General features: G+C 70.0%; 20 protein-coding genes and 1 riboswitch. Of the genes, 11 read left to right on the top strand and 9 right to left on the bottom strand.

Annotated elements, in window-relative coordinates; translation table 11 throughout:
* Positions 1-66 precede the first annotated feature (66 nt).
* The 5 genes from OG711_RS37850 to OG711_RS37870 all read right to left on the bottom strand — a co-directional run bounded on the left by OG711_RS37850 (position 67) and on the right by OG711_RS37870 (position 4,127).
* Positions 67-981, bottom strand: coding sequence for a phosphatidylinositol-specific phospholipase C (locus OG711_RS37850; RefSeq protein WP_073787991.1), 915 nt, complete (start codon positions 979-981; stop codon positions 67-69).
* A 742-nt stretch (positions 982-1,723) separates the two neighbouring features.
* Positions 1,724-2,536, bottom strand: coding sequence for an alpha/beta fold hydrolase (locus OG711_RS37855; protein WP_329563460.1), 813 nt, complete (start codon positions 2,534-2,536; stop codon positions 1,724-1,726).
* A 313-nt stretch (positions 2,537-2,849) separates the two neighbouring features.
* Entirely contained in the window at positions 2,850-3,227 is a 378-nt protein-coding gene (locus tag OG711_RS37860) for a DMT family transporter (protein ID WP_073787987.1), read from the bottom strand.
* Complete coding sequence (locus OG711_RS37865; protein ID WP_073787985.1) at positions 3,227-3,541, bottom strand: DMT family transporter; 315 nt, start codon at positions 3,539-3,541, stop codon at positions 3,227-3,229. Before OG711_RS37865 ends, OG711_RS37860 begins: the two co-directional genes overlap by 1 nt.
* A gap of 18 nt (positions 3,542-3,559) precedes the next feature.
* Positions 3,560-3,623: riboswitch (guanidine-III (ykkC-III) riboswitch) on the bottom strand.
* 243 nt (positions 3,624-3,866) lie between these two features.
* The gene (locus OG711_RS37870) at positions 3,867-4,127 is read right to left on the bottom strand and encodes a hypothetical protein (protein WP_329563461.1); all 261 of its coding nucleotides are present in this window, start codon (positions 4,125-4,127) and stop codon (positions 3,867-3,869) included.
* A gap of 253 nt (positions 4,128-4,380) precedes the next feature.
* On the opposite strand from OG711_RS37870, the gene OG711_RS37875 reads away from it, so the two are divergent.
* Complete coding sequence (locus OG711_RS37875) at positions 4,381-4,614, top strand: hypothetical protein (RefSeq protein WP_329563462.1); 234 nt, start codon at positions 4,381-4,383, stop codon at positions 4,612-4,614.
* 303 nt (positions 4,615-4,917) lie between these two features.
* Positions 4,918-5,412 (top strand): hypothetical protein, encoded by a 495-nt coding sequence (locus OG711_RS37880; RefSeq protein ID WP_099280694.1) that lies wholly within the window; start codon positions 4,918-4,920, stop codon positions 5,410-5,412.
* Between the two features lie 230 nt (positions 5,413-5,642).
* Here the strand turns inward: OG711_RS37880 and OG711_RS37885 are convergent, their stop codons facing one another.
* Positions 5,643-6,131: a MarR family transcriptional regulator gene (locus OG711_RS37885; RefSeq protein ID WP_073787979.1), complete on the bottom strand. Its 489-nt coding sequence runs from the start codon at positions 6,129-6,131 to the stop codon at positions 5,643-5,645.
* 97 nt (positions 6,132-6,228) lie between these two features.
* Here OG711_RS37885 and OG711_RS37890 point away from each other — a divergent pair, with 97 nt between their 5' ends.
* The 4 genes from OG711_RS37890 to OG711_RS37905 all read left to right on the top strand — a co-directional run bounded on the left by OG711_RS37890 (position 6,229) and on the right by OG711_RS37905 (position 10,789).
* On the top strand, positions 6,229-7,440 hold the full coding sequence (locus tag OG711_RS37890) for a PP2C family protein-serine/threonine phosphatase (RefSeq protein ID WP_329563465.1): 1,212 nt from the start codon (positions 6,229-6,231) through the stop codon (positions 7,438-7,440).
* 195 nt (positions 7,441-7,635) lie between these two features.
* Positions 7,636-9,300 carry a SpoIIE family protein phosphatase gene (locus tag OG711_RS37895; protein WP_405675108.1) on the top strand — a complete coding sequence of 555 codons (1,665 nt, stop codon included), beginning with the start codon at positions 7,636-7,638 and terminating at the stop codon, positions 9,298-9,300.
* Positions 9,297-10,394, top strand: coding sequence for a cobalamin B12-binding domain-containing protein (locus tag OG711_RS37900; protein WP_329563467.1), 1,098 nt, complete (start codon positions 9,297-9,299; stop codon positions 10,392-10,394). Before OG711_RS37895 ends, OG711_RS37900 begins: the two co-directional genes overlap by 4 nt.
* Positions 10,395-10,399: 5 nt before the next feature.
* Positions 10,400-10,789: an STAS domain-containing protein gene (locus OG711_RS37905; RefSeq protein WP_329563469.1), complete on the top strand. Its 390-nt coding sequence runs from the start codon at positions 10,400-10,402 to the stop codon at positions 10,787-10,789.
* A 37-nt stretch (positions 10,790-10,826) separates the two neighbouring features.
* Here OG711_RS37905 and OG711_RS37910 read toward each other — a convergent pair whose 3' ends face one another.
* A complete protein-coding gene (locus OG711_RS37910) occupies positions 10,827-11,495 on the bottom strand; it encodes a methyltransferase domain-containing protein (protein WP_329563471.1) in 669 nt (222 codons plus the stop codon).
* A gap of 590 nt (positions 11,496-12,085) precedes the next feature.
* Here OG711_RS37910 and OG711_RS37915 point away from each other — a divergent pair.
* The 3 genes from OG711_RS37915 to OG711_RS37925 all read left to right on the top strand — a co-directional run bounded on the left by OG711_RS37915 (position 12,086) and on the right by OG711_RS37925 (position 14,219).
* Positions 12,086-12,955, top strand: coding sequence for a lytic polysaccharide monooxygenase auxiliary activity family 9 protein (locus OG711_RS37915; protein WP_073787971.1), 870 nt, complete (start codon positions 12,086-12,088; stop codon positions 12,953-12,955).
* A 455-nt stretch (positions 12,956-13,410) separates the two neighbouring features.
* A complete protein-coding gene (locus tag OG711_RS37920; RefSeq protein WP_329563474.1) occupies positions 13,411-13,761 on the top strand; it encodes an ArsR/SmtB family transcription factor in 351 nt (116 codons plus the stop codon).
* The gene (locus OG711_RS37925; RefSeq protein ID WP_073787969.1) at positions 13,761-14,219 is read left to right on the top strand and encodes an SRPBCC family protein; all 459 of its coding nucleotides are present in this window, start codon (positions 13,761-13,763) and stop codon (positions 14,217-14,219) included. Before OG711_RS37920 ends, OG711_RS37925 begins: the two co-directional genes overlap by 1 nt.
* A 456-nt stretch (positions 14,220-14,675) precedes the next feature.
* On the opposite strand, the gene OG711_RS37930 is transcribed toward OG711_RS37925, so the two are convergent.
* Complete coding sequence (locus tag OG711_RS37930; RefSeq protein WP_329563477.1) at positions 14,676-15,407, bottom strand: alpha/beta fold hydrolase; 732 nt, start codon at positions 15,405-15,407, stop codon at positions 14,676-14,678.
* A 323-nt stretch (positions 15,408-15,730) separates the two neighbouring features.
* Between OG711_RS37930 and OG711_RS37935 the strand changes: the two genes are divergently transcribed.
* Both OG711_RS37935 and OG711_RS37940 read left to right on the top strand, forming a co-directional pair.
* The gene (locus tag OG711_RS37935; RefSeq protein ID WP_329563479.1) at positions 15,731-16,621 is read left to right on the top strand and encodes an aminoglycoside phosphotransferase family protein; all 891 of its coding nucleotides are present in this window, start codon (positions 15,731-15,733) and stop codon (positions 16,619-16,621) included.
* 353 nt (positions 16,622-16,974) lie between these two features.
* Positions 16,975-17,415 carry a hypothetical protein gene (locus tag OG711_RS37940; RefSeq protein WP_329563481.1) on the top strand — a complete coding sequence of 147 codons (441 nt, stop codon included), beginning with the start codon at positions 16,975-16,977 and terminating at the stop codon, positions 17,413-17,415.
* A 6-nt stretch (positions 17,416-17,421) separates the two neighbouring features.
* On the opposite strand, the gene OG711_RS37945 is transcribed toward OG711_RS37940, so the two are convergent.
* Positions 17,422-17,694 carry a hypothetical protein gene (locus OG711_RS37945; RefSeq protein ID WP_329563483.1) on the bottom strand — a complete coding sequence of 91 codons (273 nt, stop codon included), beginning with the start codon at positions 17,692-17,694 and terminating at the stop codon, positions 17,422-17,424.
* Between the last annotated feature and the right edge of the window lie 58 nt (positions 17,695-17,752).

Here is a 17,752-nt window from a genome sequence, read left to right on the forward strand (position 1 = left end):
ACAGATCAACCCCCACATTGCGGCAGCGTGCCGCACCCACCCCGAAGTGCCGCGTGAGAAATCCTCCTAGATGAAGTTCTTGTTGATCAGGAGGTCCAGGATGTCGGTGCGGTAGTTGGGGAAGTCCATCGGCACTATGCCGAAGCGGGCTCGCTGATTCCTTCTGGGGTCCAGATACGCGTAGACGCTCGGAAGGATCTTCTCGGCACCGATGGCGGGATTGGGGATGGGGCCCTTGGCTGTACTGGTGAAGTTGATGAACATCTTGGACGTGCTGTGGTCATAGAAGGCTTTGTCGAAATGCGCGACGATCGCCCTCCTCTTCGCATCGTCCGAAACGTTGTACTGGTCCTGGATGTCGCAGTGGCCGCTCCATCTGAGGGTCGACCAGTCGTGGGTGAAGTCGGTGAGGAGCACGACCTTTCCGCGGGCTTGTCCCAGGGTGGGCCACGACGGGTTGGTCCAGAAGAGCGAGCGGAAGCCCATGGACGGGTCGTCCAGGTGCCAGTTGAAGCGGCGCTTGAATTCCTCCGCGTTGAGTTTGTTGCCGCCGCTGTGCTCGTTCTTGATCCGCATGACGATTACTTCGCCCGGGTTGCCGCGGAGGAACGTTCTACAGTCGCTGAGAACGTCTTGGTAGCGCTTGTACATGTAGACAGGGCCGTGGTAAAGGCCCATCTCGTTCGCAGTTCCCGCCAGGCCGTTCAGACGGATGTCGAGGAATCGGATACCGTTGCCGAGCTGCGTCGGCAGGTTCCAGTCCTGGCATTTGGGGACGGCGCCCCCGGTGATGGAACACGTGTTGTGGGTGCCGGGGATCGTCAGGCTGGTGATGGGCAGGCTGCTGGAGAGAGAACTCATCCAGGAGCGGTAGGCCCAGCTCGCGGCAGTGGCCGCACTTGGCATGCCGAGCACCGCGGCGGTGGCCAGGCCACCGGCACCGGCTCCCCACTTCAGAACGTCACGACGGGTAGGGGACATCTGCACACTCCGGTTCGACAAGGGGAATTACCGCATTTACTGGGGCGTGCTTTCGTCCGCCCCGCCCGCGCGGGGGCTTCGAGCTGCTCCGCGAAACGGGTTTCTGCTCCACTCTGAAATTGCTCGGTGGCCGTCTCCGAACGGATAGGGAGGCTGTATGCCCGGGGTGAGTACCTGCTTGTACCTGCGCCGGACCGGCGTCCGGGCAACCCGCAGCGCGACACCGCGAACCCGCCCCCGCCGGATCCCGTCGGGGCGGGGGCCACTGGCGGGGGCCCCCGGACGCGGAACGGACCCGCCTGGGTCGAGGCAGGAACGCGTGCTCCGACTTGGCGGTGCCCGGCTGTGCGCGCTACCGCCCCCCCTGCCCCGCGGATACGGAGCTTGCCTGCGGAAGAGGTGATTCAGCCATCTGGCCACATCAGCAGGACCGTTCACCCGACGACGCTTCCAGCGAGAGAGAGGGACCACCGGCCCCGGAGGTTGCCTCACCCCGCCATCCGGCTCACCTGCCTCACCCACCTCATCTGCCTCACCTGTTCAAGGGGACCGGCGGAACCTGCGGCAGACACACCACGTCGGCCCCACTACGCGGGGACGCTCCTCGCTCCTCGCTGTGCTCGACCGCCCGGCCCAGAGCGTCGTCGTCGTCCGGGGCCCGCCCCGCCCTTGCCTCCTGGGCTGTTCGACGGCCAAGAGGCACCGCGAGGGCCGTATGGGTCAGGTCTTGCTGCACCGGCCGTCAGGTATGGAGGAATCGGCGGATCGCGACCGCTGACTCCTTCGGCCTCCGTAGATGAGGCCAGTGGTCGGCGTTCAGTTCGACCAGGGTGGTGCCGGGGCGTCGGGATGCCATCTCGCGGGCCTGCGTGGTGGGCAGCACGGTGCTGGCCGTGCCGTGCAGGAGCAGCGCGGGGCAGTGTGAGCCCAGCCATTGGTGCCAGTGGTCGCCGAGCAGACGGGTGTCGGAGTCGATCATGTCCGTGGGGTGGGAGCCGAGCCGCCACCCGTCGTGGTGCGGTCGCAGTCCGTTTTCCAGCAGGGGTGTCAGGGAGCCGCAGGCGGCCAGGAGTTCCTCGCGTGTGGGGGCGGAGTACGGAATGCCGAGCAGGACGGACAGCGGGACGGGGTTCACGATGGGCAGGTACGCGGGCCCGTCGATGTTGATCAGTGCGCTCACCGCGTCGGGGCGGGCCGCGGCCAGGTAGTAGGCGTTGACGGCACCGAGGGAGTGCCCGAGGACGGGCAGGGGCTGATGGCCCAGGCCCAGGTGGGTGAGCAGGAGGTTCAGATCGTCGAGGTATCCGGTCCGGTCGTACCGCTTCGCCCGGTCGGAGTCCCCGTGCCCTCGCTGGTCCGGTGCGACCACCCGCCACCCGTCGGGGCTCAGGTCGCGGGCGAGGTCCGCGAAGTCGGCTCCTTCGCCGAGGTGCCCGTGCAGCGCGAGCAGGGGCCGTCCCTCCGCCGGCCCGAAGTCGAGACAGGAGAGACGCCGCCCGTCGGGAGTGGTGAGGTGCTCGCGTACGGGTTGACCCGGGGCTGGTTCGGTGGGCATGGCTTCACCGTAGAGAACGTTCACACGGGACGTGCCACCATTTTTCCCCGCCAGGAACGCCCCACTGCGCGAGTACGCCGACGAAGTCGAGCGCGTATGCCTCTTGTACTGGGTGGCAGCTTTTCGAACCGCGGTCGTCGTCGTGGGAGCACGTACTTGACCGCGTCACCGTCCGCAGCCGTGCCGGAACGCCCGTCGGGCCGCCTGTGAGGGTCGGCCCGGCGGGCGTTCCAGGGTGGCCCTTCGCCGGGTATCGGTCGGTCGATACCCGGCGTCGCTGTGCGGTCGGCCTGGGGTCGGATCCAGGCCGGGGTCACTGCGGGCTCTGTGCCTCCGGTGTCTCCGGCAGTCGCTGCTCGGCCTTGGGGCCCGGCTTGGTCTTGACGAACTTCAGCCCGATGACGCACAGGATGATCCCGCCGAGGAACACGATCTTGAGCGGGGAGGTGGGCTCCTCGCCGGTGATCATGGCGTAGAGGACCGTCAGGGCCGCTCCGATGCCGATCCAGACCGAGTAGGCCACGCTGATCGGAATCCGGATCATGGCGTAGCCCAGGCCCGCCATGCTGAGGGCAAGCCCGACGAAGAAGACGACGGTGGGGACCGTTTTGCTCAGCCCGTCGGAGAGACCGAGGGCCGTGGCCCAGACGGCTTCGAACACGGCACTGATGAGAAGGATGACCCAGGACATCAGCTGACCGCCTTCAGTCCGACGACGCAGCCGACGAGACCCAGCAGCAGGAGTACTCGCGCGGTGGTGGCACGCTCCTGCCCGGTCGCCATGGCCCAGACGGCGGTGAGCACCGCCCCGATGCCGACCCAGACCGCGTACGCGGTCCCCGTCGGCAGACTCTTCATGGCGAACGCGAGACCTGTCATGCTCGCTGCGAGAGCAACCCCGAAGATGATGGTCGGGACGGGGCGCTTGAAGTTCTTGGACGCTGACAGTGCTGTGGCCCAGACGGCCTCCAGCACTCCTGATACGACGAGAATGAACCACGCCATGACGGAACTGACCTCCCAAGTGGCCAGTCTTGTCGCTGAGCGGGTACTGATCCGTCGTCCGCAGGCCCCGCGGGGGCCTCATCACCTGTATAGCACAACGGAGTGGCGCCCTGGTGAGCCCGTTCGAGGCCAGGAGCGCGTGCTCCTGGCCACCCAAGGTGATCGCCCGGGGCGACCGCCTTGGCCGGCGGAAGCGCCGGCGCCGCTGCTGAGGCCGTGGTGGCCTGGTGGCCCATGAGCCGCCCCGGCACGCTCCGGCGCGGCAGCCCCGCGTCACGCCGAGCCGGACCGGTGAACGCCTGGTCGCGTGAGGTACGCCGTCCGGTCATCCGGTCGGGCGGCCCGCTGCTCCGGCGACGACAAGGGCGCGGGCGGTCTCCTTCAGTGCGACGCGGGCGGCAGGGGTTCCGGCGGGGGTGTCCCAGTAGGGGTGGGCCGCGATCCGGGCGGACAGGGCCAGAAGCCGACGGCGGGACGCGGCCGCACCGGTGCCGGTGACGGCCGTGTCCGCGAGGCGCCCGTACGTGACGTACCAGGCGATCTGGCTCTCCAGGAGGTCGGCAGGGAAGCTGTGCTGTTGCGCCATGAACCAAATTAGATCGCATGTTCGATTTGCATGGCAAAAGCGCACCCCCTGCCACCTGCCGTGGTGAAGGTTGAGTGGCTCCTCGAACGTTGAGTGCGATCGGCGCGGCGCGGCGCGGTCGGCGGTCATGGCCTACGCACACTCCGCGCGAGGCGGTCGCCGCAGGTGTCCTCGTGCTGGGTGAGCCTGTTCAACGCGGCTGTGGCCGGGACCGGCACCGATCCGGCCGTGCAGCATGCCTGCGGTCTCGGCGGTGAGAGGACACCTGTTTCGCGCCGCCGCCGAAAGCCAGGTCCTGGCCATCCTGCGCAACCGGGAGCCGGAGAAGGCGTTCACCGAGATCGCCGCGCAGCGCGAGATTCTGCGGAATCAGCACGAAAGGGCCTTCTCCTCGGACAGGCTGGAAGCCGACGAGCGGGCCGCGCTCGCCTACAACTGTGTGGAGCGGGTCGCAGCCTCCACGAACCGGCTGTCGGCGGCCTCCTGACCAGCGCGGGGGACGGTTCGAACAGGCAGGGGGAGAGTCCAGCTGGGAGGGGTGCCATGCAGGGGGCAGGCGGCGGATCCGGACGGCGATGCTCACCGGCCGGGTCCCCGCGCCGGTCCGGTTCCCGCAGCCGGGTTCCCTCCCACGCCTCTCAGCGGAGCAGCAACCAGGTAGCGCCCCCCACCGTGCCGCCCCCGTCCCCGTTCTCCCTGCCCACCCCTGACGAGGAGTCCACGTTCAGGGTGTTCATCGCCATCCGCACCACCGACATCCCGAGAAAGCCGCCTGGCGAAAGGAAGCACGATGCCCCCTGACCTGACCGAACTGGCCCGTACAGGACGTGTGCTGGAGGAGGCGCGGTCCCTGCTGGAGGCCGACCGCGCACGCCTTGAGGAGCGGTACGGCCCGTCACCGTACGGAGATATCGCCGCCGGGAGCCCGGACCAGACCCTGCGCGGCATCAGGGACATGTCCAGCAGCGTGTCCGACGCCCTTGAGAGGATCGCCCTGGCCGCCGGCTACTCCGTACTCGGCTTCGACCAGCGGGCCGACCGCGCGCTTCGGCTGGCCCGGATGACGCCCGTGTCCATCCCCTCCGGCGCGGACCGCATGGCCCGCCCGCTCGGCGAAGCCACCGTACGGGCACTGGAGATGATCCGGGACCTCGGCCTCTTCCCCGGCGAGACCGCGATCGCGATCGACGTGGCCCTCGCGGCGCCGCAGGCGACGTATCCCCCCGCGGACTGGGACGCCTACGCGCGCGAGAAGAGGTGGCGCTCCGAGCACCCCCGACCCTGACCGACCACCCCGGCAGCAGCGCCGCGCCCAGGCGCACCCGCTGCCCGTCGGCGCCCACGCCACGGCCGGGGTCCACGACGCCGATACAACCGGCCCCGCCCTGTTCCACACACGAGACACCGGCCCGGCCACCGCCGGGCCGGTGCCCGCCTCTCCCGGCGGGCCCCGATCGCCGTCTCCGCCCGGACAGGTCACCGCACCGCACCTGTCCTGCGGATGACGCGGGTTCCTCAGGCGGTTTCCCGGTGGCCGAGCGACTGGGTGGGTTCGCTGACCGCGTCGCACAGTGCGCTGAGCCCGGTGGCGAGGGCGTGCCGGGCGTCGGGGGCCATACGGCTCATGGCCTGTTGCAGGGCCAGTTCCCGGCGGTGCCTGATGCCGTGCAGGTGGGCGGTGCCACTGTCGGTGAGTTCCAGCTGCATTTCGCGGCGGTCCTGGGGGCGCGGGGTCCGGCGGAGGAATCCGGCGGCCTGGAGGCGGTCGCAGAGGCGGGTGACGGAGGGCGCGGCCGCGGAGAGGCGGCGGCCCAGGGTGCTCGCGTTGATGCCGGGTTCGCGTTCGATGATGTACATCACACGCGTCTGGGCGGCCGAGAGTGGCGCGGTGCTGAGGGTGCCGCGGCCCCGCTCCCAGGCGATTTCGAGGAGCTCCAGGACCTGGCCGATGTCGGGCGCGGCCGGGGAGCCGTGCGGGTGCGGGGGGGCGGGGGTCTCGCGCATGTGACACTCCCGAGTGGGCCTTGTGTGCCCGTTCCGGCTGGTCGATGTGGACAGTCGCACAGATGAAGATATGTGAAGGAAGGAAGGACCGGTACCGGTGGACAGACCCAGCGCGGTCGAGCGCTCCCTGCGCGAGGCCGCGCCCCACGAGATCTTCGACGTGGTCCGCTCCCTGATCGAGCGCCGACACCATGCCCGTGCGGTGGAACTGCTGATGGCCGACTACGCCATGACCAGGCTGCAACCTGTCGGAGTCCTCCCGCACACCCGGCCCCCGGTGTCGGTGCACGACAGTGCACCGGGCCGTGCGTTCGGCGCCCAGGAGGCGCACTGTGTGTCCGACGGTCCGGGGTCCACGGTGACGGCGCACCTGCCGGTCAGTGTACGGGGGGACCGGCTGGGGGTGCTGAGCGTCACGCTGGAGGCCGGGGCGGGCGGGCCGTCGGCGGATGTGCTGGAGGAGCTCCAGGAGTGCGCGAACGCGCTGGCGCACGAGGTGGTGGTCGCGGAGCGGGACACCGACCTGTTCCTCCAGGCGCGCCGCGCGGAACGGCTGACGCTGGCCGCCGAGATGCAGTGGCAGTTGCTGCCCGGGCGTTCCTGTGCCCGGCCGGAGTACAGCCTCGGCGCCCAGCTGGAGCCCGCGTACGCCATTTTCGGTGACAGCTTCGACTGGTCGGCGTCGGCCGACGACCTGTACCTGACCGTCAGCAACGGTATGGGCGAAGGGATCGACGCCGCGCTGCTGACCAATCTCGCGATCAATGCCCTGCGCAACGCCCGACGCGCCGGCCTGGGCCTGGTCGATCAGGCGTATCTCGCCGACCAGGCGATCCACGGACAGCACCAGGGCAGCCATTACCTGTCGACGCTGCTGCTCCGGTTCCACCTCCCCACCGGAGCCGTGGAGATCATCGACGCAGGCTCCCCGCGTATCTGGCGGCTGCGCGCGGGCGTGGTCGAGGCGATCGGGCTGGAGGCGCAGATGCCCCTGGGCATGTTCGAGGACACCGCCTACGTTCCCCAGCACTTCCAGGTCGAGCCGGGGGACCGCCTGCTGTTCATCAGTGACGGGGTCTATGACGCGCTGTCACCCGGCGGTGAGAAGTACAGCTCCCGCGCGCTGGCCGCCTCGATCAGCGCCACACGACTGCTGCCCGCCGCCCAGGTGCCCAGAGCGGTGCTGCGGGAGCTGCTAGGACATCGCGGCTCCGGCCCTGCGGTGGACGACTCCCTGGTGATGTGTCTGGACTGGCACGGCCGTCCCGGCCCGGTCCAGGACGCCAGTTCTCCCACCCGGGTCATATGACCTTTCCGTGAAGGTTGTGAACCTTCATCGCGAGGAGTGCGCGAGACGCGCCTTTCCCCGAACGGCGGCGCGTGGGGGCGGGTTGCCATCGACGACACGCCTGAGTGATGCTTGCCGTCGGTTAAGTATTTTTCCTCCAGTGGGAAGGGTGGTGTGGTTCGCCTCGGGCGGGCCCTCTATATGGCCTCTACCGAGATGGTCTCCGTCACGGGACCCGAGCAGCACTCGTACGGTCTGTGGGCTCAGGCCCCCTGCCCCGCGATCATGGCCGACGGGACCGGCACCCTCGTACAGGTGAACCCCGCGGCCGCCCTTCTCCTCAAGGACGCGGTGCCCGGCGCGAGCATGCGGGACGCGGTCCCGGACTGGCTGGCCAGCGCCCACCGGGAAGCGGTCGCGCACGGGCAACTCCTCGCGCAGGACCGCCGGCACGCCGAGGCACTCCCTCCGGTATCGGGACGGATCGCGGCGCACAGCTTCGAGGCGCACCCCACTGCGCAGCGGGACGGGAGCGTGGCGTGGTGGCTGATCGACGACACCGACCGGCGCAACGCCGAAGAGGCGCTCGCCACCGAGCGCGAACGCACCAGATTCCTCGCGGAGGCGTCCAACGTCCTGCTGGCCTCACTGAACACCGACAGGTGCATGGCCGCCACCGCGCAGCTGGCCGCCGAGTACCTCGCGGATGTGGCGGTCGTCGTCGCCCCGTCGTCCGGCGGAAAGCTGCCCGTCGCCCTCGCCATCACGGGCCAGGACGTCATCCGCACCAGGGTGTCCGCCGATCCGTCCCAGCTCCCGGGCCTCAGCGAGGCGTTGCAGGGGTTCCCGCCCGTGCCCTCACGCTGGATCGACCCCGCGGCCCTGCCCGACTGGACCGTCCCGCAGGACTTCGGCGAAACGATCCGGTCCGTCGTCGTGACCCCCCTGCCCGGCCACGGCGTGCCCGCCGGAGCCCTGATCCTGCTGCGCACCACCGATCACGCGCGGTTCAGCGAGAACGAAGAGATCTTCGCCCGGCTGTTCGCCGCCCGGGCCGGCGCCGCCCTGTCCGCCTCCCGCCTCTACAGCGAACAGAGCGCCATCACCCAGACCCTCATGCGCGACCTGCTCCCGCCCCGGCTCCAGCGGCTCAACGGCGTGGAGATCAGCGGCGGCTACCGGGCCGCCGGGGCCGGCGAACGGGTGGGCGGCGACTTCTACGACGCCCACCCCGGCAGCACCCCGGACGACGCGTCACTGGTGGTTCTGGGCGACGTGTGCGGCAAGGGCCTGGACGCGGCGGTCCTGACCGGCAAGATCCGCAACACCCTCCAGGCACTGATGCCGATGGCGGACGACCACGAGCGCATGCTGCAACTCCTCAACGGAGCGCTCCTGACCTCGCACCACACCCGCTTCGCGACCCTGGTGATGGCGTCGGCGCAGCGCACGGAGAACCAGGTACGGCTGCGCCTCACCTCGGCCGGTCATCCCGCCCCGCTGGTGATCCGCATGGACGGCAGCGTCGAGGAGGTCCCCACCCACGGCACTCTGATCGGCGCCCTCCCGACCATCGAGGTCCGCTCGGTCGAGACGGTTCTGCAACCGGGCGAGACATGCGTGCTCTACACCGACGGATTCACCGAGGCCCGCGGCGGACCGCTCGGCGACGAACTGTTCGGCGACGAACGCCTGAAGCATGCCTTGGCGGAGTGCGCCGGCATGCCCGGGGAAGCCGTCGTCGAGCGCATCCAGATGCTCGCCTCGCAGTGGCTGCGTGACGGCCGCCGCGACGACATGGCCGTCATCGCGATCAGCGCCCCCCTCACGACCCACCTGAGTGCGGTGAACGGCCACACCCGGGGCAGGTACACCGCATGAACCCGACCGACAACACCGAAACCGGCGACGTCCGGACTCTCCAGGACCGGCTGTGGAAGGCGGTGACCGGCCGCGACGAACACCGTGCCGCCGATATCGTCCTCACCGCCCTGGAGGATGGCGTGGACGCGGAGACGATCCTGCTGGATCTCATCGCCCCGGTGCAGGTGAAGGTCGGTGCGCAGTGGGCGGCCAACCGCCTGAGCGTCGCACAGGAACATGCCGCCACCGCGATAACCGAGCGCGTCATCGCCGCCCTCGCCCACCACCCCGCCGTCCGCACCCCACCTGCCCTGGGCCGGGTCACCGTGGCGTGCGTGGACCAGGAATGGCACGTCCTGCCGGCCCGCCTCCTTGCCGAAGTCCTCACCCTGCGCGGCTGGCAGGTCGACTTCCTGGGCGCCCAGGTGCCCACCCACCACCTCATCACCCACCTCCACCACCACGGCGCGGACGCCGTCGCGCTCTCCTCCTCCCTCCCCACCCGACTGCCCACCGCCCACGCCGCGATCACCGCCTGCCAGGCCATCGGAATCCCCGTCCTCACCGGCGGAGCGGCCTTCGGACCCGACGGCCGCTACGCCCGCCTGCTCGGAGCCAACGCCTGGGCCCCCGACGCACGCGCCGCCGCCCGGCAGCTCGCCGACGGCATCCCCCCGCCCAGTCTCGCCGCCGGGCGGCAGCAGATCGACGACCTTCCCCACCTCGCCGACCAGGAGTACACGTTCGTCGCCCGCTCCCAGGGACAGCTCGTCAGAGGAGTCCTCGCCCGGCTCGAAGAGCAGTTCCCCGCGATGGCCGCCTACACCGCCCCCCAGCGCGAGCGCACCGCCGAGGACATCGGACACATCGTCGACTTCCTGGCCGCGGCCCTCTACACCGATGACGACGACCTGTTCACCACGTTCATCATCTGGACGGCCGGCATCCTCACCGCACGCCACGTCCCCGCCCGGTCCCTGCACCCCGCCCTGAACATCCTGGCCGCCGAACTCAAGGACTTCCCCCGATCCACCCGGCTGCTCGACCAGGCACGCTTCGCCCTGGACGGCGCGCCCCTGCCGGCCGGAACACACCCCGGAGTCACCGCATGACCCCCATGCCCCATTCCCCCTTCATCCTCACCGTTGAAGCCGGCCCGGGCACCGCATCCCTCCATCTCGCGGGCGACCTCGACTACGCCACCAGCGACGAACTGGTCCAGCACGCCGACCACTGCCTCACCACGCGACCCGACCTCCACGATCTGCGTCTCGACTGCACCGCACTCCGGTTCTGCGACACGATGGGCATCTCCGCCCTCCTGATGATCCACCGCAAGACCACCGCACGGGACGTACGGCTCCATCTGGACGGTCCGCCCCCGTTCCTGGAACGCATCCTGAACACCACCGGAGTCCGGCAGCTCTTCCACTCCCCGGCGCACCCGTCCCAGCAGGCCGACCAGGCGCCCCCCGGAAACCGCACCTCACCCGAACCCCCCGGCTGATCCCCAGGGCGCGAAGCCTGGGACAGCGCGCTCCCGCTCAGGCGGAAGCGGAGGCCACGAAGAACGGAATGGCGATGAGGAGGCGGCCGGCCTCGGCGCGGCGGCGCTGCTCGGCGAGCCATTCATCCGCCTGGTCACGGCCGACGGCGCCGCCGGCGCAGGCCGGCTCGGCGAGCCTCGCGAGCAGCGGCAGCATCGCGGGGTCGGTGAACACGCTGGTGTGCGCCTCGACCGTGACATCGTCGAAGCCGCCGGCCAGGAGCAGGCTGCGGTACTGGCGGCCGGCGCGGGGCGTGCCCAGGAGGTCGGCGCGGGCGTGCACGATCGTGCGGGTGAACGCCGCGTCATCCGAGTCGATCATGATGGCGTCCCAGTCCTGACCGACCAGGGCGATCCTGCCGCCCGGGCAGAGGACCCGTCGTGCTTCCGCCACCGCGCGTCCTGGCTCCTGAAGTACGTGGAAGACCTTGTCGGCACGGTAACCGCGCACACTTCCCTCGGCGAACGGCAGATCCTCCGCCCCCGCCTCCCGGAACTCGGCCTCCGGCCACCGCCCCCGGGCCGCCGCCAGCATCCTCGGACTGGGGTCCACGCCCACCGCGTGGACGCCTCGTTCGGCCAGTTCGGCGACGGCTCGTCCGGCTCCGCAGCCGACGTCCACGACGGTCGAGCCCGGGATGAGGGACAGCAGTTCGTAGGAGCTCATCGAGGGCGGCCTGAACTGCGAGTACGAGAATGTCACCCGGTGCCCGAACTACCGGCGGCTCATCGCCGAGCGCGGTCGGTCCCCGAAGTCCGGCCGGAGAGCCGACGATCGACGCCGTGGCACCGGTCTCATGAGAGTGCGAAACGAGGTCGCACCAGAGGAGTGAGGACGCAGTCACAGGACCCCCGTGTCGGACAGCGCGAAGCGACTCCGCCCCTTTGCTCCGGGGGCTGTTGGGGTGGGTGGTGTCGCGGTTCGGCTGCGGGCCGGGGCGTAGGGGGTGTGCGTCGGGTCGTTGCGGGCGGGTCCGGCTTGTCGGCCTCCGGTAGGGGCGGACCGGATCTGGCGGGTTGCCGCCTGCGCGTACCAATGTGGACGGTCCGGGAACCGTGACCGGCTGCGCGCCGACTACTGGCCTGGCGAGGGAAACCTCCTCCCCTGGGGAGGGCCGGCAGTTGGCACACAACTCCCTTGCTATTGGTACGGACCAATGTGATCCTCTGGTGCAGACCACCGCCCCAACCCCACACACCCGGGCCGGTGTCGTCCCATCCCTCGCGACGTCCCTACACGTACGGGAGTGAGCCCCCATGTCCGCTGTCCGACGCAGCCTCGCCACAGCCTCCGTGGTCGTATCCGCCGCGACATTCATATCCCTGACACCCTCACCCGCGAGCGCCCACGGCTCCGTCTTCGGGCCGGTCAGCCGGGTGAGCGCCTGCTTCGCCGAAGGCCCGGAGACGCCGAAGTCCCAGGTCTGCAAGGACCTCGTCGCCGACTCCGGGACCCAGCCGCTGTACGACTGGAACGAGGTGAACATCGCCAACGCCGACAGCAAGCACCAGCAGATCATTCCCGACGGCAAGCTCTGTTCCGCCAACCGCACGAAGTACCGCGCCCTGGACTGGGCCCGCACCGACTGGCCCGCCACGACGGTCGCCCCGGGTCCCTACAACTTCAACGTGCGGATCACCGCGGCCCACCTGGGCACGATGACCATGTACATCACCAAGCAGGGCTTCGACCCGACGAAACCGCTGAAGTGGTCGGACCTGGACGCGACCCCGGTGGGCACCTACGCCACACCGCGCGCCAGCGACAACGGCTACTACCGGTTCACCGGCGCCCTCCCCGCCCGCACAGGCCGCCACATCGTCTACAAGGTCTGGCAGCGCCACGACAGTCCCGAGGCGTTCTACGGCTGCTCGGACGTCGCCTTCGGTACGGCGGCCACGTCCACGGCCAAGGCTCCGACCGAGGGGAAGATCGATGCGGGCGCGTCCCGCTCGACCGTCAGCCACGCGGGGCACGGCGGGGACGAGCACCCGCCCGCACCGGTCTCCGCCCGGTCGCAGCCTTCCGGTTCCCCGCTGGCCGGTGCTGTGACCTGGGCCGGGGGCGCCGCCGCGTTCGCCGTGGGTGCCCTGCTCTTCAGCCGCGGTCGCCGCACGACGAACTGAAGCGTTGACCGGGGGGTATGACGGCGCCGCGAACCCCTCGCACGGGACCTCGCGGTAGCGCGGACTCATTCCCCGCACGGCCTTCGTCTGGTCGCTGCGCCCCACCGGCGGGAGCAAAGGACCAGACGGAGGCGGGTGCGCGTCCTCCCTCCCGGAATCCCCGGGCCCCTGCCCGTGGCCGGTGGCCGCGAGGATCACGTGGACGGCTGCGCACGCCGCGGCGAGCGGCTCGTGGACTCAGGCCGGCTGAGTGACGGCTCACCCTTGCCGGCAATGGGCCGGCTCCCCGGCCGGACCCGGATCGCGCGACGCCGCTTGCCGAGCCCGAACACCGTCGGTCCACGGCGCGGGCACGTCGGTCCCGCTACGCGGGGATGCTCCGATGACCACCGTGATCGGCTCGTTGGTCAAGGAAACACTCGGCTATAGGTAGGTGCCGACTCATAGTCAATGACATGCCTAACTATGGCGGATCGCTGGACCGGGTTTTCCAGGCGCTGGCGGACGGAACGCGCCGGGCGATGGTGGAGCGCTTGGTCCGCGGGCCGGTGTCGGTCAGCGAACTGGCGAGGCCACTGGAGATGTCACTACCGGCCGTCATGCAGCACATCCAGGTGCTGGAAGCCTGCGGGCTGGTCAGATCCGAGAAGACCGGCCGCGTCCGCATCTGCCGCATCGAGCCGGACGTGCTGCGGACGGCCGAGGACTGGCTCGCCGGGCAGCGCACCTCCTGGGAACGGCTGCTGGACCGGCTCGGCGACCACCTGCTCGACGATCCCGGCACACCGGAGCAAGGGAGCCCGTGATGACCGACCGTTGCGTCACCCACGCCACGTTCACCCTCGAACGCCTCTACCCGGCCCCGGCGGCCCGGGTGTTCGCGGAATGGGCCGACCCGAAGGCCAAGGCCCGCTGGTTCTCCACGCCCGACGCCGACCATGAGCTGGACTTCCGGGTCGGGGGCCGGGAGGTCAACCGCAGCCGTCCGGACAGCGGCCCGTCGCTGACGTTCGAGGCGCTGTACCGCGACATCGTCCCGGACGAGCGCATCGTCTACACCTCTGTGCTGTACGCGGGGGACGCTCTCGCGACGGCGTCGCTGACGACCGTGGAGTTCTGCCCGGCCGACGGGGGCACCCGGCTGGTCCTCACCGAGCAGGGCACCTTCCTCGACGGTCGGGAGGAGTCTTCCTGGCGGGAGATCGGCACCGGCGACTGGCTCGACGCGCTGGGAGCCGAGCTGGGTGCGGGAGGGTACGGGTGAGCCCGCGGCCGTCCCCTTCGAAGTGGCGGGTGCTGGTGCTGCTGGGCACGGCGTTCTTCATGACCATCCTGGACGGCACCAGTCTGCTGACCGCCCTGCCGGCCATCGAGCGGGAGTTCCGGGCGCACGGCGCCACCATCCACTGGGCGGTCAGGCCTATGCGCTGGCCTTCGCCGGCCTGCTGCTGTTGTGCGGCCGCGCCGCGGACCTGCTCGGTCGCCGCAGGGTCTTCCTGGCCGGAATGTCGCTGCGCGTGCTGGCCTCGCTGGGATGCGGGTTCGCCCCGTCGGCGCCGCAGGTCGGGGCCAACGTGGTGCCCATGGGTCAGAAGTAGCCGTTCCCGGGGGCCACCGGTGTACCGGAACCGCGCCAGGGAGGGTCGTTACCTGGCCGTGGCGATCGTGTAGCGCCGAGCGCGACGACTGCTACGGCGCAGAACCTCTGACTATGGCGCACTCAGCTGCGAACAGATAGATGCCGGGCGAAGCGGCGGACGGCTTCGGTGAAGGCATCTGGATCGTCGAAGTTCGCGAGATGTCCTGCCCGCGGGATCAACTCGACGCGGGCGTGCGGATGCGCGCGGACGAAGTCGATCTCGCCGGACCGGAAGACGGTGTCCTTCTCGCCGTTCAGGATGAGCACGGGCGCCGCCACATGACGCATCGCACCCGCGTCGAATCGGCCCAGCACCTCGCCCCAGGCGGCCGACACAGTGTGGAAGGCGTAGCCGGAGCGGATGGTCGCCTCCACCACCTCGGGAGGATAGAGCCGACGCAGCAACCGGTCGTTCCACCGGGCCAACCGGTCCGCCGGTATGCGAGGGATGAGCCCGGCGACCCACCGATACGGCGTCGCCCACGGGCCACAAGTTGAGGCGCTGGCCCCCGTAAGGACCAGCCCGCGCAGCTGCTCCGGGCAGCGCCGCGCGAACTCCAGTGAGGCGTATCCGCCGAGCGAGTGCCCGACGACCAGAGCCGGCCCGCGGTCGAGCGAGTCCACCGCGGAAGCGATGATCTCCGTCGCCGCGTTCAGGCTCCAGGGTTGAGCGGAGCGGGTGCCGTGGCCAGGCAGGTCGACGGCGGCTACCGGGAAGTCCTCTTGAAGTGCGGCGAGCTGCGGGCTCCACTGTCCCGCACTGAACCGCGTCCCGTGTACCAAGACGATGGGCGGTGCATTCGTTGCCGTCATGAGTCCCCCAGATCAGCGCTCTCCCCGGAGCGACTCTACCGGCGGGGCCCTGGCGCTGAGCCGCGAAGGTGTTGTCCAGCGGGGACACTCGGACTGGCCAACGGGGGCGGCTGACCGAGCACGCCACGGCATGGCTGCGCGACGTCGGCATGCGGGTCGCCATGATCGACACGGGCGGTGACGCCGGGCATGCGCCAGCGCGCTGCGTCTACCTCGCAGTGGAGGTTGAGCGATTCTCAGCGAAGGTTGAGTGAGAGGCCTGGCTGATGTGACGAGCCATGATTGTCGGCACCTCTGTCGCTCACCTGTGCCAAGCTTCAAGGGTGGAGATCACCGATGTCACGCGTGCGATCGCGGCTGCGACTTCGGTCGCCACGTTGCTCGACCTGCCGGCCGACGACGCGATCGTTCTCCACAACTCGAACAAGCTGGCGCTGCGGCTGACTCCATGCGACGTCTTTGCCCGAGTCGCTCCTGTGGGGCGAGAGGTTGCACAGTTCGAAGTCGAGCTCGCTCAGCAGCTCACCGAGATCGGATGCCCGGTGTGCCCCTTGGAGCCTCGGGCGGACCCGCGTGTGTACACGCGTGATGGATTCGCAGTCACGCTGTGGACCTACTACGAGACTGTGGCACCTCGCTTCTCACCGGTCGAATACGCCAAGGCACTGGAGCAGCTGCACGCCGGCATGCGCGACGTCGATATGCCGAGCCTGAGGTTCACGGACCGGATCGCTGAGGCGGAAGGAGTTGTCGCCGACCCGGACCGCTCGCCGGAGCTCGCCGACGCAGACCGAGTGTTCCTCGGCGGGAGGCTGGCCGGCCTGCGAAGCGCGATCGAGAAGCGCGGCGCCGTGGAGCAGCTGCTCCACGGAGAGCCGCATCCGGGCAATGTGCTCAGCACGGGGAACGGCCCTTTGTTCATCGACCTGGAGACGTGCTGTCGTGGACCCGTCGAGTTCGACCTCGCCCATGTTCCCGAGGCGGTCTGCAACAACTACCCGAACATCGACCAAGGGCTTCTGGACGAGTGTCGACAACTCGTTCTCGCGATGGTCGCCGCGTGGCGTTGGGAGCTTGGCGACCAGTTTCCGAACGGGAGGCGCTTCGGAGAGGAGTTTCTGCGCGTACTGCGCGGCGGTCCTCCTTGGCCGACCCTCGACATGATGAACAAGCGACCGGGCGGCCTGCAGAAGTCGCCGAAGGTGCCGCGCTGAAAGTGGAGCCGGAACGGCTGTGAGGCGATCTCCACCGCATCCGGGGCGAAGTCCAGCAAGATCAGTCGGCCCGCTCCGGCCACGACTCGTAGCCGGAGCGGCCTTGCCTGTGGTCACCCCGCGTGGTGCCGGCTCGCGAAGCTGCGTACAGCCGGTATGTCCTCGAACCAGACGCCCCGCCCGGGGCCCAACACGGTGCGGTGGTTCAGCGTCAACGCCTTCCTCACTGCGGGCGGGCAGCTGTCGTGGAGCCGGTGCCGGACCAGAGCGCCGCGCTCATCCCAGCCGCCCCGTGTTGAGGCGTTGCCGGGCCCTGGTGCGTGGGTGGGGGCCGGGCAGGTTAGTTTGCTCGGATGAGTCTTCTTGATGATGTGGCCGAGCGCGACGGCTGGCGGTGCTGGGTGTGTGACGAACCGGTCGACCCCGACGAGTCGGTGAACGACCCGCGGGGGCCCAGTGTCGACAGCCGCACCGCAGACCGGAAGGCCAAGGTCGCCGAGCGGCTCGCGCATCGCGGGTGCAATACCCGCAAGGGCGCGGTCAAGGCGGTCATCGCCTGGCCGGAGCGCCTGTACGTAGTCGAACCCGCGCCGCTGCTCGCCGTTGCCGAAAGGCTGTCGCGCAAGGGAGGCCGCGAGATGGTGGGCCGGTGCCCGACCAGGAAGGACGCCCAAGAGGCGGCCGATTGGCTGGAGGACCGGTTCTCCCGACTGGTACCGGGGCTGCCCGTGACCGCCGGTATCGAGGCGGGCGGCGGCCAGTTCCTCGTCATCCTGGCCACCGGCCGCCGCTGACCGGGATCACCCGCGCACATGTGCGTCGAGACGGCCGTCACCGGAAGGGCGGGGGAGTGGTGCTCTGCTGACCGCGTTTCCGGGCCGGCTGGATGTGGAGAGCGCGGGCCACACCCATGTGGTGGCGATGAGGGTGGAGGCGTGGGACGGTGAACCCGCTCCGCAGCATCCGCCGAGGGCGAGGGCGAGGGCGAGGGCGAGGGCGAGGGCGAGGGCGAGGGCGAGGGCGAGGGCGACCGGGCAGCCGGACCGTCCCTGTACCTCCTCCTCGACGGACACCTCCGCCTCATCCCCGAGGACCACAACCAACGCCGCGCCTACGACGGCCACGGAGACC

This window comes from Streptomyces uncialis, from assembly GCF_036250755.1.
In the GTDB taxonomy this organism is placed as follows: Bacteria; Actinomycetota; Actinomycetes; order Streptomycetales; family Streptomycetaceae; genus Streptomyces; species Streptomyces uncialis.